Raw genomic sequence first — 14090 nt, 5'->3', positions numbered from 1 at the left:
GGGAAATCTCTGAGATTTTATTAGTTTATTTCTTTTTTACCAACTAGCCTTTTTTACACCAGGGATTTGTCCTTTATGAGCCAGTTCTCGGAATTTGATTCGAGACATACCAAATTTACGCATATACCCTCTTGGTCGTCCATCAATCAAATCGCGACGCTTTAATCGATTAGGGTTAGAATCTCGAGGTAACTTTGCTAACCCTTCGTAATCACCTGCCGCCTTTAAAGCCATGCGTTGTTCTGCATATTGTTCTATCAGTGCTTGTTGCTTCTGCATTTTAACAACTTTAGATTTTTTTGCCATTGCTTTCTCCTTTTTATTTACTATATCCATTGAAATTAATCGTAATCATTACTGTTTAAACACTATGACAAATTACCACGCTTAACAATTTTTGTCAATAAAACTATCTTTATCTAGTTAGGTCTTACTATAATTCGAATAAAAAAAGGACCTTTTTACAGGTCCTGTCGCTTTATGAATTTGCATGAATAATAATCTTAGCTTCCGGATTTTTTCGTTCAAACGAATGAAATGTATAATTCACTGCCTTTAATATCTCTCTGCGAGTAACAATCCCACAAAAGACACCCTCTTGGTCTAAAACAGGGAGAAAAGATGAATCTACTAAAAGATGTAAAATGTCTTCTAACTCAGCGTCTGGTCTCATCACAGAAACGTCTGTTTTCATCACATCAGCTACCGTTAATTCTTCTAAATTGGATGTATCAATACCATCGATTCCCAACATTTTTTTTACAATATCATTCAAACTCAATAAACCAACAAAATGATCCTCTTTGTCTAAAACCGGAATAGTTGAATAACCAGCTTGTGACAACAGTAATAGTGCATGTTCTAAAGGATGTTCCTTCATTACATTAGCAACATTCTCCGCGTGAATCATCATGGTTTCCTCGTGTTCTCTCATTAATTGTTCAATCGCGGGACTAATCATATGGCGCCTCCGTTCTAATATCTTCACTTTATTTTACCTTATCGATAAAAAGAAAGCGTTGTTTACCCAAATATTTAATAAAAATTAGGAACTAACGTTCAAAATTAGCCGCTAACTCCTCTATTGGTTGATGCGCGCGATTATAAAATTGTATAGAATAACCGTCTTTCTCACTATCAATAATCGCGTAGCTAGGAATTTGTATAGGGCCACGCGGTTGAGAAATACTACCAGGATTTAAAAATAATATATGATTATCAAGCTCAGCTACAGCTTGATGAATATGACCAAACAAAGCGATATTTGCTCCAGCTTCCTGCGCTTGCAACGCAAGCGTGGTTAATCCAAAACGTACATTTGATAAATGACCATGGGTCATATAGATAACGTCATCGCCGATAGAAAGGATTTGTTCTTTCTTATATGCAGGATCATAATCGCAATTCCCCGTAACAACAGTAAAATGCTGCCACAATTCATCATTAGCTTTTAATTCCGAATCACCACAATGAAACATTTGATCAACCATTCCAACATAGCGATTGACAATTTCCACTAAAATATTACGATCTCCGTGATTATCGCTGACAACTAAATACTTCATTTATTTTCCTCCAACCAATCTTTCCAAACTTTTTCCAGCTGTTTGACCGCCATTCCGCGATGACTCATCTCATTTTTTTCTTCACTTGATAATTCCGCAGAAGTCTTTCCATATTCCGGCACAATAAATAACGGATCGTAACCAAAACCATTATCTCCTTGAGGGATTCGACCAATACGTCCATTCCAATCAGCTTCAACTACTAAACTCTCCTTTTGGGGAGCAGCAAAAACCAGCGTGCAGTGGAAACGGGCAGTTCTTTTGTCATCTGATACATCGGTTAACTCATGCAATAATTTCGCATTGTTAGCCGCGTCACTTTTTTGTTCTCCGGCAAATCGAGCAGAAAAAATTCCAGGCATCCCATTTAATGCATCAACAACCAAACCAGAATCATCGGCCAGAACAGGCTGCTGTAATAGCTGGGCAATCGTTTCTGCTTTTAACCGTGCATTTTCTTCAAATGTTTTCCCTGTTTCTTCAACATCAGGCAATTCTGGGTAATCTAAAAGTGTTTTGGTTTGATACCCCTCTTTTGCGAACAAAGCTGAAAATTCCTTGGCTTTTCCTGGATTGCGAGTGGCGATAACGATAGTCTTCTCTTCTGTTTTAACTTCAGAAAAAAGTGCTTCTTTTTGATAAGCAATCAAATCCTCAATACCCGCTTTTCCATGTAAAATCAAGGCATTCAGTTCGTCGTCATCAAATGTCGCCTCTTCTCCAGTACCTTGTATTTCTACAAAGCGTCCAGATTCCGTCATGACTAAATTCATATCAACAGCTGCTGAAGAATCTTCTTGATAATCTAAATCTGTCACGACTGTTCCGTCAGGTAGTATTCCAACGCTAATTGCTGCTAAATGTTCCTTAATTGGATCTTCTGTTAACTCACCACTAGCTAACAACTTGTTGATCGCCAAACGTAAGGCGACAAATCCACCAGTGATACTGGCTGTTCTAGTTCCACCATCTGCCTGAATAACGTCGCAATCTACAATGATGCTTCGTTCACCCAATTTTTCCAAATCGATCACTGCCCGTAGAGATCGACCAATGAGACGTTGGATTTCCATTGTTCGCCCAGATAGTTTTCCTTTGGCACTTTCACGTCGATTTCGAGTATTAGTTGCTCTAGGCAGCATGCTGTACTCTGCTGTTACCCATCCAGTCTCGCTCCCTCTTAAAAATGGTGGCACAGATTCTTCTAGGGTTGCTGAACAGATCACTTTTGTGTCCCCGAATGAAATAACAACGGACCCCTCTGGATGCTTAAAAACGCTTGTTTCAATTTTTATCGGTCGCAATTGCTGAACCGTTCTTCCATCATGTCGCAAATTATTCTCCTCCAAGATTTATATGAGTCACATCTAAATTCGTAATATTTAACCATTCCCCTGCAATATCCTTAAACATTTTTGGAGAACCTGTCGTATAAAATTTCCGTGTTTTCGTTTCAGACTGTTCATAGTTATTTAAATTGAAATAGTCCAATAATGTACTCACATCATTAACAGTTTCTGCACCTGAATCAATCAACGTTACGTTCTGCCCGATTACATTTTGAATGATTGGACGTAACAATGGATAATGGGTACACCCTAGAATCAAAGTATCCAACTTTTCCTTTTTCAAAGGAGTTAATGTTTGAGAAACAATTTTTTTCGCTACCGAGCTATTAAATTGATTACTTTCAACAATCGGTACAAATTTTGGGCATGCTAAACTAGAAACATAAGTATCAGGAGCTTTTTCCTGTAGTTCGTGTTTATAAGAACCACTTTTTACTGTTCCGATGGTTCCGATAATTCCCACGCGCCCATTTTCGCTTGCCTTTAACGCTGCGCGAGATCCTGGCTGTATAACACCGATTACGGGAATATCTACGGTTCTTTTAATTTCTTCCAAAGCTACTGCCGTCGCTGTATTACAAGCGATTACTAGCATTTTTATATTTTTTTTCAATAAAAAACGAGTCATCTGCCAGGTAAATTCAATGACTTGCTCAGCTGGTCGAGGACCATACGGACAACGTGCCGTATCTCCAAGATATAAAATTTCTTCATTTGGCAACTGGCGCATTGCTTCTTTGACTACAGTCAAACCACCAACGCCAGAATCAATGAAGCCAATCGGTCTTTCATTTGACAAAACGCTCATCCCAATCTAGTTCAAAGTATCACCTTATTTTCCACTTTTTGACGAAATATTTCAAGCCCTAGAACCTACTTGGCAAAAAGCGTTTTCTTTTGAATGACTAACAATCGGTGCTAAACTTATATATAAGAGAGGCGGGGATAAAAATGGATAAAAAAGAACTTATGGAAAACTTGGGTAAAGTTTCTGCTGGGGATCGTAATCAAGATCCGGCGATTAAAGCAACCGAAAATAATACTGAGAAAAGAAAAAATGATGCGTCAGATGAGCATGAACCCGGTATCTTGGAAAAGCTTGGAAAAACTCAAGCCGGTGCTGTCTATGAAGATCCAGCGATGAAGGAAACTGAACGAGAAACAGAAAAAGAGAAGGAATAAGTTTCATTCACCAAGCAAACCAATGATTGTGAAGATTGACTTAATTTATCAGAACGATAAAAAGCGAAGATCACTGTTTAGACAGATCTTCGCTTTTTGGCATTTCTAAATTAATAATTGTATTTACTTGCCTCTAAAAAGTTAGAAAGAAGAGACAATAAGTAACAAACAACAAAATACATTGCTGTCATGGCAATAAACATTGGAATAACGTAATTCGTATTTTGTCCATAAATGATTTTTGCATTATGAGTCAATTCCGGTAATGAAATAATAACCGCTAGTGATGTATCTTTGATTAAAGAAATCAATTGACTTAAAATTGCTGGCAACATTGATTTAAATGCTTGCGGCATGACAATCATCGTCAAAGTTTGCACATATGTCAAACCAGAAGACATCCCCGCTTCTGTCTGACCGCTAGGCACAGCATTAAGCCCTGCACGAAAAATTTCAGATAACATCGCCGATTCGAAAATTGTCAAAGCTGCAACGGCTGCCCAGAAAATATTCAGTTTAATACCGATCTGCGGCAATGCAAAATAAGTGAAAAATATAATCAGCAGCAAAGGCAAGTTTCGAATAATATCCACAACTATTCCTAAGGCTTTTGAAAGAATAGGAATATCACTGTAACGAACGGTCCCAGCGATTCCTCCTAGAATCATGCTGAAAATGATTGAAACAACAGAAACTTGGATCGTTACCCACAGCCCGTCTAAAAGGAAACGCAAATTAATCCATGAAAAAGCATCACTCATATTTTATTCCCCTTCCTTTCTAGGCATTCGACCAATGCTTATCTAAATAGTTCATCAGATAAGACAGCGGCAACGTTAAAATTAAGTAAAATAATCCGACAATAATGTAAGTGTCGAAGGTATTGAATGTTGTACTCGCAATCAAATCCCCTTGATACATTAAATCTAAACCTGCAACCATCGCTAAAATAGAGGAGTTTTTAATCAAGTTGATGAATTGATTTCCTAAAGGTGGTACAACAATTTTAAATGCTTGTGGCAAAACGATAAAGCGCATCGTTTCTGTGTAAGAAAATCCCGAAGATAAGCCTGCTTCCATTTGTCCTTTCGGAACAGTCTGGATTCCAGAACGAACGGTTTCCGCAATAAATGCAGACGTGTATATCGTCAGCCCGATAGTTCCCGCCTGAAAACCATCAAAACTATAGAAATACATCGGTGCCACAACGTAAAAGAACATTACGATGATCAGTAGAGGAATGTTTCGGAAAAAAGCCACGTAGGCCTTTGCTAAGCTGCGAATGATCCGATTGTGAGATAATTGCAGGATCGCCATCAGGGTTCCAATGATTAAACTGAAGACCAACGCAAGTAAACTTGCATAAATTGTAAATTTAAAGCCGCTGATGAAATCAGCTGAAAAAGTTTGGAATAATTGTGCCATTAGAACTGTGCCCCCTTCTTCGCCCGTCCATCTGCATCCTCAGGGAACCATTTTTCAAAAATTTTATTATAAGTACCATTGTCATGCATCTTGTGCAAGGCAGTATTAACTTCCTTCAAGAAATCATCTTGTCCTTTATTAATAGCAATTCCATAGGGCTCATTAGTGAACGTACCACCAGTCAATTGGTAGTTATCATTCTCCGAGGCCATACCAAGTAAAATGGCATTATCCGTAGTCATCGCTTGTCCTTGTCCAGATTGTAAAGCTGTAAATGCTTCAGCATAGTTCTCTAATTCAAGAATCTTAGCCTCAGGAGCATGTTTACGAATATTGATTGTAGACGTTGATCCTTTAACCGCTAGTACAGTGTCATCAGCAGTCAAATCTTTAATATTTTTGATATGACTACCTTTCTTAACTAATAAAGATTGTCCTGCGTCAAAGTAAATATCGGAGAAATCAACTTCCTTTTTTCGATCCTCCGTGATTGTCATTGTAGCGATAATCGCATCAATATTTCCGTTTTTTAATAATGGAATTCGCGTTTTCGAAGTAACTTCAACGAATTCTGCTTTTCCATCCTTACCAAGAATTTCTTTAGTAATGGCCTTAGCAATGTCAATGTCAAATCCTTCGACTTTACGCGTTTTTATATCCATCATTCCAAATAGACGAGTGTCATATTTCACACCCCATGTGATGGTTGGTTCCTTTTGAATTCGTGTTGCAATATTCTCGTTTGCGACACTCTCTCCTTTACATCCTGACAGCACTATCACAAGCAGCATCGGAAGAAATAAAAAGGAGACTAATTTTTTTATCTTCGACATAAGCCGCCCTCCTAGTGATTGATTACTTTGCTGACAAATTGCTGTGCGCGTTCTTCTTGCGGTTTTTCAAAGAAGCCTTTGACGTCTCTTGTATCTTCCAATACCTCGCCATCGGCCATGAAAATGATCCGATCTGCCACCTCTTTCGCAAATCCCATTTCGTGTGTTACTACAATCATTGACATGCCATCGCGAGCGATTTTCTTCATTACATTCAAAACGTCGCCAATCATTTCTGGATCGAGTGCAGAGGTCGGCTCATCAAAAAGCAGCAAGTCAGGATTCATCGCTAATCCTCGGGCGATGGCGATCCGTTGTTGCTGTCCTCCAGATAACATAGACGGATAAGAATCTTTCTTATCCAGCATGTCCACTCGATCTAATAATTTTTCAGCAGTTCTTGTCGCTTCTTCTGTAGACTGCTTTAAAACCTTGATAGGTGCTAACGTGATATTTTCTAACGCAGTTTTATTTGGATAAAGATTAAAATGTTGGAAGACCATTCCGATATTTTTTCGGATATCCTTTAACTTGACTTCCTTACTATGTAAATTTTTGTCATTTACAAGCAACTCTCCAGAAGTTATGTCTTCAAGACCATTGATACAGCGTAACATGGTACTTTTCCCCGAACCAGATGGCCCGATTACTACGACAACTTCCCCTTTTTCAAAGGTTAAGTTAATATTTTTCAAGGCATGAAACTTTCCATAATATTTTTCTACATGCTTAAATTCAACCATTGGCATGTCATACCACCTCATTTTCCTTAGCGTTTTCTAATTTTTCCAACGTAAGTTTAATTATAAGCTAAGTTTTTTTACTTTGTAAAGAAAAAAACTCAACGTCAAAAACTTTTTTACGATTCCTACTATTTCTATGTTACATTTTATCACACGTAAACCGTTTGTACTTTTGATAAAAATGATGATTAGAGTTGTCATGTTTAGAAAAAAAAGGTAGTATTTGAAGAGACTATTGAAAGAATTTTTTACGAAAAGGTGAGTTAATGAAAAATATCATTTTGACTGGTGATCGCCCAACAGGACAATTACATCTGGGACATTACGTTGGATCACTAAAAAATCGTGTTCTAATGCAAGAGGACCCTGAAAATAAATTATTTATCATGATAGCTGATATGCAGGCTTTGACAGACAATGCCAAAAATCCAGAAAAAGTTTCCACGAATGTTTTGCAAGTCGCACTGGATTATTTAGCGGTTGGATTAGATCCTAAACGTTCAACCTTATTCATCCAGTCTCAAATCCCTGAATTAGCTGAATTAACAATGTACTATTTAAATTTAGTAAGTGTCGGTCGTGTTCGACGGAACCCGACAGTGAAGTCTGAAATCGAACAAAAGAAATTTGGTGAAAGTGTTCCCACTGGTTTCTTCATCTATCCTGTTTCTCAAGCTTCCGACATCACTGCTTTCAAAGCAAACCTTGTCCCCGTGGGAGAAGATCAAAAGCCGATGCTTGAACAAACACAAGAAATTGTTCAAAGCTTTAATCATACGTATGGAGAAGTTCTTGTTGAACCTAAAGGAGTCTTTCCAGAAAAAGGACAAGGTAGACTACCTGGCATTGACGGAAATGGTAAAATGAGTAAATCTCTTGGAAATGGTATCTATTTAGCTGATTCTGCTGATGTTTTAGCAAAAAAAGTCATGAGTATGTACACGGATCCAAATCACATCCATGTGGAAGATCCAGGTCAGGTTGAAGGCAATATGGTATTCACCTACTTAGATGTTTTTGGTACAGACAAAGAAAAAATCGCTGAATTAAAAGAACATTATCGTCGCGGTGGTCTTGGAGACGTGAAAATTAAACGTTACTTGATCGAAGTGCTTGAGGCTGAGTTTGGTCCAATTCGTGCTCGTCGAGAAGAATATGCAAAAAATCCAGATACGATTATGCAAATGTTAAAAGAAGGTAGTGAAAAAGCGCAAGCAGTCGCTGCAGATACCTTGACAGAAGTTAAGCAAGCGATGGGAATTAATTATTTCAATTAGTCAGATCAATTTTTAGAGGCTGGTTATAAATAGAAAAACACTCGCGAAATCGCGAGTGTTTTTATTCGGCTTAATGATAAAAATCGAATCGACCCTTCGCCATGACCTCTTTTACGCCGCCTGTCTCAAACAGCGAACGATCCATGATAGCCTTTTTAATAAATGAGGCAGGGTAAGCCGTCACTTCTGTTTTTCCTACAACACCAAATGCATGAGTATTCCCAATGGAGGCTACAGAACCAAGTGACTTAAATGAGAACGGCTTGCTTGGTTGTCCCTTCATTTGATTTAAAATATCTTTCCCAGCATATGACCCCATCTTTAATGCAATCTGTGCAGTTGTTGGGTAAGGTCGATTGCTTGATGGATCCATTACAGCAGAAACATCACCTAACAAATAAACGTCATCATGATTTGGGTCAGTTAAATTGGGTTTTACCATCACACGGCCACGACGTTCCTCAAAGCCTGAATCACCAATGACTTGACTTCCACTAACTCCTGTAGTCCAAATAATCGTTTTCGCTTTAAGTGCGACTAAGTCATTTTCATCTTCTTTAGAATTTTGATAAATCACTGCACCCGGTTCAACTTTTTTAATTGGTTTACCTGTTAGTAATTTAACATCCCACTTATTCAGATGATCAAGACAATACTGCCCTAATTTTTCGCTGAACATTGGTAAAATTTTGTCTACTGCTTCTACACAATAAATTTGTATATCTTCAGGTTTTACGCCGGCAATGTCCGCAAAAGACTTGCTGCCTTCAACCAATGCTCCGACTAATTCAATTCCTGTAAAACCTGCTCCACAAACGACTATTCGTAGATATTCTTCATTCTTCGTTTCTTTATATTGCTTCATTTGTTCAATAATGTGTTTATGAACTTGATCCGCTGTTTTTACGTCCACCATCTCAAGAGAGTTTTCTTTTACACCAGGGATACCGAAAGATTCAGATTGAAATCCTAGGGCTACAATTAAGTAATCATAAGCCAGTGTTTGATTTTCTAAGTAAACCTTCTTTTCATCGGCATCAATTTTTTCAACTGTGTCTTTAATAAAGGTGGTTTTTTTAGGATTTACTACGTCTTTTATTGCATAGCAAATTTTTTCATCAGGCTGCGTGCCAGCTGCTACTTCATGCAAACTAGTTGATTCATAATGATAATCATTCCGATCCACTAAGCTAATATGAATATCTGCTCCTGATTTTTGTAACACATGCAATGCTCGCAATCCTGCGTAGCCCGCGCCTAAAATGACTATTTCTTTCATTTCTATTTCCTCCTTTAAAATAAAAACGTCAATGCAAAACTAATAACTTGTGCAGTGGCACCTACCGCTAAAATACGTACAGCGCAAATGAACGTTTCACGTTTAACTTGCTTTTTTGTAAATATACGAACCTGCTTATAGATAAATGGTGCAACTAAAAATGTCCCCAGCATTGACCATGGGGCAATCTTGACGCTCACAGAAAGTAGAATCGCCAAAAAAGCAGCTATATTCATTCCTACAAATAAATGAATGGCTTGTGGCTTTCCTAGATAGTGAACCAATGTAAAGCGATTGTTCTTTTCGTCTTCTTCTACGTCACAAATATTGTTTGCCAGCATAAGATTTGCGATCCATAGTGTATTTGGCAGTGAAATAAGAAAGATCTCGCTCAAATTCGCGAAATTCCATTGAAATACCTCATACGTATTCAAATAGACACACAAAATAGTAATCATAAACCCCATTGTTAATCCTGAAAAAACTTCACCTAAAGGAAGACTGGATAGTGGCTTGGGACCAGATGAATAAAAAATTCCTACACCATAACAAAATAACCCCATCACTAAAAAAGGCCACCCGACTATAAAAGACATACCGATACCGATCAATGCAGAGACAATGATCATTCCCATCATCATTCGGAAAACCAGTTTTAAATCTAAGCCCTCTCTCCCAATGATATTGGTTTTTTCTCGATAGTCATGAATTTCCGTCGCATGGTGATAGTCATTATAGTTGTCCAAAATATCAACAGCCATGTTGAAAATGACCATTGCGACAAAATATAATAGGACTAGACCTAAATGAAGTTTGTGAAAATTATACAGGCTAAAACAAATCCCAATAAAAAAAGGCAGGATGCTCGCAGTTTTCGCTTTAAATTCCACGAGTTCCAAGAAAACGGTTAAATTCATCTCACCCAACTTTCTTAAATTTCTTTTTCATATTCATTATGCTATTTTTATACTTTTTGTTCAAAGGATTTGCTTGTCCTTCATGTGTTTTCTCTCACGAAACGCTAATTAAGCATTCTAGTAGTTTTTCTGGTACTCATAAGATAAAATGGAAATGAAAACGTTGTAAGAAGGAGCACCTATGTTGGACTACTGGAATGAATACCCAAAAATACAGGAAAATCTAATTCAAGTTAAGAAATTGATCTCGCAAAGACTTGTTATTAATAATAAATCGATTGAAGAGGCCATTACTAAATTTTCTTCTACAGGAGGAAAAATGATTCGTCCGGCACTCTTTTTTCTTTTTGCCGATTTTGGAGAGAAAAAACAACAGGAACAATTAATAAAAGTCGCAGCTTCACTCGAATTGCTGCATTCTGCAACACTCATCCATGATGATATTATAGATGATTCACCAACTCGTCGAGGGATGCCCTCTGTTCAATCTCGTTTTGGTAAAGACGTCGCAGTTTACACCGGGGATTTTATGTATACTAGTTATTTTGAGTTGCTTGCTGAATGTATGAGTGAGACCCCTTTTTTATTGAAAAACGCTCAAGCAATGAAAAAAGTGCTTCAGGGAGAACTAACACAAATGACTTGTACGTTTAATCCGGATCAATCAATTAACGATTATTTACGAAATATTAATGGAAAAACAGCTGAATTAATCCGACTTAGTTGTCAGGAAGGTGCCTACTTTGGTGGAGCAGATAAAAAATTGCAAGCTCGTGCAAAACGAATAGGTTCTGCGATTGGATTGGCTTTTCAAGTCTACGATGATATTTTAAACTTTTCTTTGGAGCTTGGTGATGAGCAAAAACCGATACTTACAGATGTACAACAAGGGATTTTTACATTGCCTTTGCTCATTGCAAGAGATAACTGCCCAAAGGTTGTCCGTCCATACTTAGAACAACCAGAAAACCTATCGCAAAAAGAATTGATCCAATTAGCCTTTTATGTCGATAATTTTGATGGAATAACTGGTGCATTGAAGTTTGCAAGAAAATTGACGAATAAAGCTTTAAATGAAATTCAAGAACTCCCTGATGGCGACAATAAAGAGATTTTAAAGAAAGTTGCCACACAATTGTTGGAACGTTCTTATTAATTAGAAGGCTCTTTATATTATAGTTTCCAAACGTATGAACACTGTCCTCCGTTTGTATGCTTGGATTCTTTTTTATTTTCTTTTGCATTCAATCATTCTAAACAATGCTTTTTCTTCCATTTTTTACATGGTAAAATAGGGAATGAATACGCATAAGGAGTAGTGATGGATGAATACGCACGAACTTTATCAAAAACTGGAGCTGTCTCCTGTCATTGCCGCAGCAAAAAATCCAGAGGAATTGGAGGCTGCCATAAATTCTGAAAGTGAAGTCATTTTCATCCTTCAATCCCACCTGATGGAGCTGTCAGAACTATCGAAAAAAATAAAGGACAGCGGGAAAGCAGCCATTTTACATGCAGATTTGGTTAAGGGTCTGTCTTCTGATGAGAAAGCGGTTGATTACATTAAACAATCTACTTCTTTTGATGGCATTATTTCCACAAAACCTGCCTTCATTCGTCACGCAAAAAAACATGGGATGTTAGCTATTCAGCGGTTCTTTCTTCTAGATTCTTCTGCTTTGGCAAATGTTAATCGTCAATTAAAATACACAGAAGCAGATTTAGTTGAGGTACTCCCGAATGTCTCACCAAAAATTATTAAGGAAATAGTTGCTCACTCAAAAAAACCAGTAATCGTTGGCGGACTAATTCGTGATAAAGAGGATATTATGGGCGCTTTAGGCGCAGGAAGTTTGGCTGTGTCAACGACAGAAAGTTCGATTTGGTCGATTTAACGATTGTTGAATATTCCCGAAGGTGTTATAATACAGGTAATTAAATAGTGGCTAGAGATAAAAAGAGTATAGCGATAAACGTCAACAGACATTGGCGTTTATTAACTGTACTCTTTTTTGTCGTCTTTCAAATGAGAATTTGTAACAAGTAGCTCAATTAATAGGAGGGAAAATCTATGTATGATGTAATTGTAATCGGTTGCGGAATTGTCGGTGCTGCAACTGCCTACGAACTAAGCAAGTACAAGTTAAAAACACTTGTTTTAGAAGCGGAAAATGATGTTAGTTTAGGAGCCACAAGAGCGAATAGTGCGATTTTGCATGCGGGCTTTGATCCGGAACCAGGAAGTCTCATGGCAAGATTGAATGTTGAAGGTGCAGAACGTGCAAAGGAACTATGTAAAAAGCTTTCTGTTCATTACAACCAAATTGGTTCGTTGGTCGTTGCTTTTTCTCCTGATGAACTTGAATTGATCCGTGAGCTTTACGATCGGGGCGTAAAAAATGGTGTAAAGGATTTAGAACTTCTCGATAAAAAGGCTTTGCATCAGATGGAACCAAATCTTTCTCGTGAGAGTCTTGGTGCTCTCTATGCCCCTACTGCAGCAATCGTCAATCCTTGGGAGTTTTGTATTGCACTAGCAGAAACCGCTGTAAGAAATGATGTAGAGCTTGCTTTAAATAGTCGAGTATGTGATATAAAGAAAACAGAGGACGGCTATGAAGTGATCACCAACAACGGTTCTTATCAAACACGCTACGTATTCAATGCTGCAGGTGTCCACTCAGATGAAATACACAACTTGATTGCTGAACCTAGTTTTGAAATTACACCAAAACGTGGAGAATACTATTTGCTAGATAAGTCTGAAGGAACCGCCGTTAATCATGTCATTTTCCAATGCCCTTCTAGTATCGGAAAAGGAGTATTGATTAGTCCAACTGTTCATGGAAACTTAGTCGTCGGTCCAAATTCAGAAGCAGTTGCGAAAAGTGATCTAGATAGCGGTAGAGATACTGGAAATACGCTTTCTGGCTTAAAAACAGTGGCTGATTTAGCAAGAAAATCTCTTCCTGATCTTAATTTGCGTCAATCTATTCGAAATTTTTCTGGGGTGCGGGCAAATAATAGTGCTGGAGATTTTATTCTTCAAGCGGCAGCTCCTGGCTTTATTGATCTTGCTGGCATCAAATCTCCTGGATTAACCTCTGCTCCAGCAATTGCAGTGTATGGTATTGAACTTTTAGAACAGTCAGCTAACAAGCGGTTTCCAAAAAAGGAGCATTATATTGATTCACGAGAAAAAATTGTCTTTAATGAATTGAGCCTCGAAGAAAAAAATAAAGTAATTTCAAGTAACAATTCTTATGGAAGAATAATTTGCCGCTGTGAAAGCATTACTGAAGGAGAAATTAGAGCTGCTGCAAATTCACCTATTCCTCCAGTCTCTCTTGACGGCATAAAAAGACGGTGCAATGCGGGAATGGGACGGTGCCAAGGAGGTTTTTGCGGACCTCGCGTTGTTGAAATCTTGGCTGAAGAGCTACACAAAACTCCACTAGATATTTTACAAGATCGTGAAGGAAGTAATATTTTAGTCGGTACAACGAAAGGAGGTCGTTAA

16 protein-coding genes are annotated in these 14090 nt (G+C 37.9%); 5 read left to right on the top strand and 11 right to left on the bottom strand.

Annotation, left to right across the window (positions count from 1 at the left end):
* Positions 1-36 precede the first annotated feature (36 nt).
* The 5 genes from rpsN to racE all read right to left on the bottom strand — a co-directional run bounded on the left by rpsN (position 37) and on the right by racE (position 3722).
* Positions 37-306: a 30S ribosomal protein S14 gene (rpsN, locus tag J9537_RS07370; RefSeq protein WP_218257282.1), complete on the bottom strand. Its 270-nt coding sequence runs from the start codon at positions 304-306 to the stop codon at positions 37-39.
* A 172-nt stretch (positions 307-478) separates the two neighbouring features.
* Positions 479-961, bottom strand: coding sequence for a cyclic-di-AMP-binding protein CbpB (gene cbpB, locus J9537_RS07365; protein WP_218257281.1), 483 nt, complete (start codon positions 959-961; stop codon positions 479-481).
* Between the two features lie 91 nt (positions 962-1052).
* Positions 1053-1565, bottom strand: coding sequence for a metallophosphoesterase (locus J9537_RS07360; protein ID WP_218257280.1), 513 nt, complete (start codon positions 1563-1565; stop codon positions 1053-1055).
* The gene (gene rph, locus J9537_RS07355; protein ID WP_218257279.1) at positions 1562-2899 is read right to left on the bottom strand and encodes a ribonuclease PH; all 1338 of its coding nucleotides are present in this window, start codon (positions 2897-2899) and stop codon (positions 1562-1564) included. Before rph ends, J9537_RS07360 begins: the two co-directional genes overlap by 4 nt.
* Position 2900: 1 nt before the next feature.
* Positions 2901-3722, bottom strand: coding sequence for a glutamate racemase (gene racE, locus J9537_RS07350; RefSeq protein WP_278758400.1), 822 nt, complete (start codon positions 3720-3722; stop codon positions 2901-2903).
* A 143-nt stretch (positions 3723-3865) separates the two neighbouring features.
* On the opposite strand from racE, the gene J9537_RS07345 reads away from it, so the two are divergent.
* Positions 3866-4096 carry a hypothetical protein gene (locus J9537_RS07345; protein WP_010744768.1) on the top strand — a complete coding sequence of 77 codons (231 nt, stop codon included), beginning with the start codon at positions 3866-3868 and terminating at the stop codon, positions 4094-4096.
* A gap of 110 nt (positions 4097-4206) precedes the next feature.
* Here J9537_RS07345 and J9537_RS07340 read toward each other — a convergent pair whose 3' ends face one another.
* From J9537_RS07340 to J9537_RS07325, 4 genes are read right to left on the bottom strand one after another with little or no spacing between them, the layout of a single operon-like run.
* Positions 4207-4857 carry an amino acid ABC transporter permease gene (locus J9537_RS07340; protein WP_010744767.1) on the bottom strand — a complete coding sequence of 217 codons (651 nt, stop codon included), beginning with the start codon at positions 4855-4857 and terminating at the stop codon, positions 4207-4209.
* Positions 4858-4876: 19 nt separating this feature from the next.
* Entirely contained in the window at positions 4877-5521 is a 645-nt protein-coding gene (locus J9537_RS07335) for an amino acid ABC transporter permease (protein ID WP_218257278.1), read from the bottom strand.
* A complete protein-coding gene (locus J9537_RS07330) occupies positions 5521-6354 on the bottom strand; it encodes a transporter substrate-binding domain-containing protein (RefSeq protein ID WP_218257277.1) in 834 nt (277 codons plus the stop codon). Before J9537_RS07330 ends, J9537_RS07335 begins: the two co-directional genes overlap by 1 nt.
* Before the next feature lie 11 nt (positions 6355-6365).
* The gene (locus J9537_RS07325; RefSeq protein WP_010744764.1) at positions 6366-7103 is read right to left on the bottom strand and encodes an amino acid ABC transporter ATP-binding protein; all 738 of its coding nucleotides are present in this window, start codon (positions 7101-7103) and stop codon (positions 6366-6368) included.
* A 260-nt stretch (positions 7104-7363) separates the two neighbouring features.
* Here J9537_RS07325 and trpS point away from each other — a divergent pair, with 260 nt between their 5' ends.
* On the top strand, positions 7364-8374 hold the full coding sequence (gene trpS, locus J9537_RS07320; protein WP_218257276.1) for a tryptophan--tRNA ligase: 1011 nt from the start codon (positions 7364-7366) through the stop codon (positions 8372-8374).
* A 70-nt stretch (positions 8375-8444) separates the two neighbouring features.
* Here trpS and J9537_RS07315 read toward each other — a convergent pair whose 3' ends face one another.
* On the bottom strand, positions 8445-9653 hold the full coding sequence (locus J9537_RS07315; RefSeq protein WP_218257275.1) for an NAD(P)/FAD-dependent oxidoreductase: 1209 nt from the start codon (positions 9651-9653) through the stop codon (positions 8445-8447).
* 14 nt (positions 9654-9667) lie between these two features.
* Positions 9668-10570, bottom strand: coding sequence for a prenyltransferase (locus tag J9537_RS07310; protein ID WP_218257274.1), 903 nt, complete (start codon positions 10568-10570; stop codon positions 9668-9670).
* 181 nt (positions 10571-10751) lie between these two features.
* Here J9537_RS07310 and J9537_RS07305 point away from each other — a divergent pair, with 181 nt between their 5' ends.
* From J9537_RS07305 to J9537_RS07295, 3 genes are all read left to right on the top strand, one after another.
* A complete protein-coding gene (locus tag J9537_RS07305) occupies positions 10752-11726 on the top strand; it encodes a polyprenyl synthetase family protein (protein ID WP_218257273.1) in 975 nt (324 codons plus the stop codon).
* A gap of 169 nt (positions 11727-11895) precedes the next feature.
* On the top strand, positions 11896-12465 hold the full coding sequence (locus J9537_RS07300) for a glycerol-3-phosphate responsive antiterminator (protein ID WP_010744759.1): 570 nt from the start codon (positions 11896-11898) through the stop codon (positions 12463-12465).
* A 176-nt stretch (positions 12466-12641) separates the two neighbouring features.
* Positions 12642-14090, top strand: a complete 1449-nt coding sequence (locus tag J9537_RS07295; RefSeq protein ID WP_218257272.1) for an NAD(P)/FAD-dependent oxidoreductase — start codon at positions 12642-12644, stop codon at positions 14088-14090.

It is taken from the genome of Enterococcus raffinosus, assembly GCF_019175485.1.
Lineage (GTDB): Bacteria > Bacillota > Bacilli > Lactobacillales > Enterococcaceae > Enterococcus_A > Enterococcus_A raffinosus.
Note: the sequence above shows the minus strand (reverse complement) of the source record. Positions and strands in the feature narration are given on the sequence as shown.

Bases quoted from the DNA above. Each gene is read 5' to 3' on its own strand.
- rpsN (WP_218257282.1), bottom strand. From the start codon at position 306: ATGGCAAAAAAATCTAAAGTTGTTAAAATGCAGAAGCAACAAGCACTG.
- cbpB (WP_218257281.1), bottom strand. From the start codon at position 961: ATGATTAGTCCCGCGATTGAACAATTAATGAGAGAACACGAGGAAACC.
- J9537_RS07360 (WP_218257280.1), bottom strand. From the start codon at position 1,565: ATGAAGTATTTAGTTGTCAGCGATAATCACGGAGATCGTAATATTTTA.
- racE (WP_278758400.1), bottom strand. From the start codon at position 3,722: ATGAGCGTTTTGTCAAATGAAAGACCGATTGGCTTCATTGATTCTGGC.
- J9537_RS07345 (WP_010744768.1), top strand. From the start codon at position 3,866: ATGGATAAAAAAGAACTTATGGAAAACTTGGGTAAAGTTTCTGCTGGG.
- J9537_RS07340 (WP_010744767.1), bottom strand. From the start codon at position 4,857: ATGAGTGATGCTTTTTCATGGATTAATTTGCGTTTCCTTTTAGACGGG.
- J9537_RS07335 (WP_218257278.1), bottom strand. From the start codon at position 5,521: ATGGCACAATTATTCCAAACTTTTTCAGCTGATTTCATCAGCGGCTTT.
- J9537_RS07330 (WP_218257277.1), bottom strand. From the start codon at position 6,354: ATGTCGAAGATAAAAAAATTAGTCTCCTTTTTATTTCTTCCGATGCTG.
- J9537_RS07325 (WP_010744764.1), bottom strand. From the start codon at position 7,103: ATGCCAATGGTTGAATTTAAGCATGTAGAAAAATATTATGGAAAGTTT.
- trpS (WP_218257276.1), top strand. From the start codon at position 7,364: ATGAAAAATATCATTTTGACTGGTGATCGCCCAACAGGACAATTACAT.
- J9537_RS07315 (WP_218257275.1), bottom strand. From the start codon at position 9,653: ATGAAAGAAATAGTCATTTTAGGCGCGGGCTACGCAGGATTGCGAGCA.
- J9537_RS07310 (WP_218257274.1), bottom strand. From the start codon at position 10,570: ATGAATTTAACCGTTTTCTTGGAACTCGTGGAATTTAAAGCGAAAACT.
- J9537_RS07305 (WP_218257273.1), top strand. From the start codon at position 10,752: ATGTTGGACTACTGGAATGAATACCCAAAAATACAGGAAAATCTAATT.
- J9537_RS07300 (WP_010744759.1), top strand. From the start codon at position 11,896: ATGAATACGCACGAACTTTATCAAAAACTGGAGCTGTCTCCTGTCATT.
- J9537_RS07295 (WP_218257272.1), top strand. From the start codon at position 12,642: ATGTATGATGTAATTGTAATCGGTTGCGGAATTGTCGGTGCTGCAACT.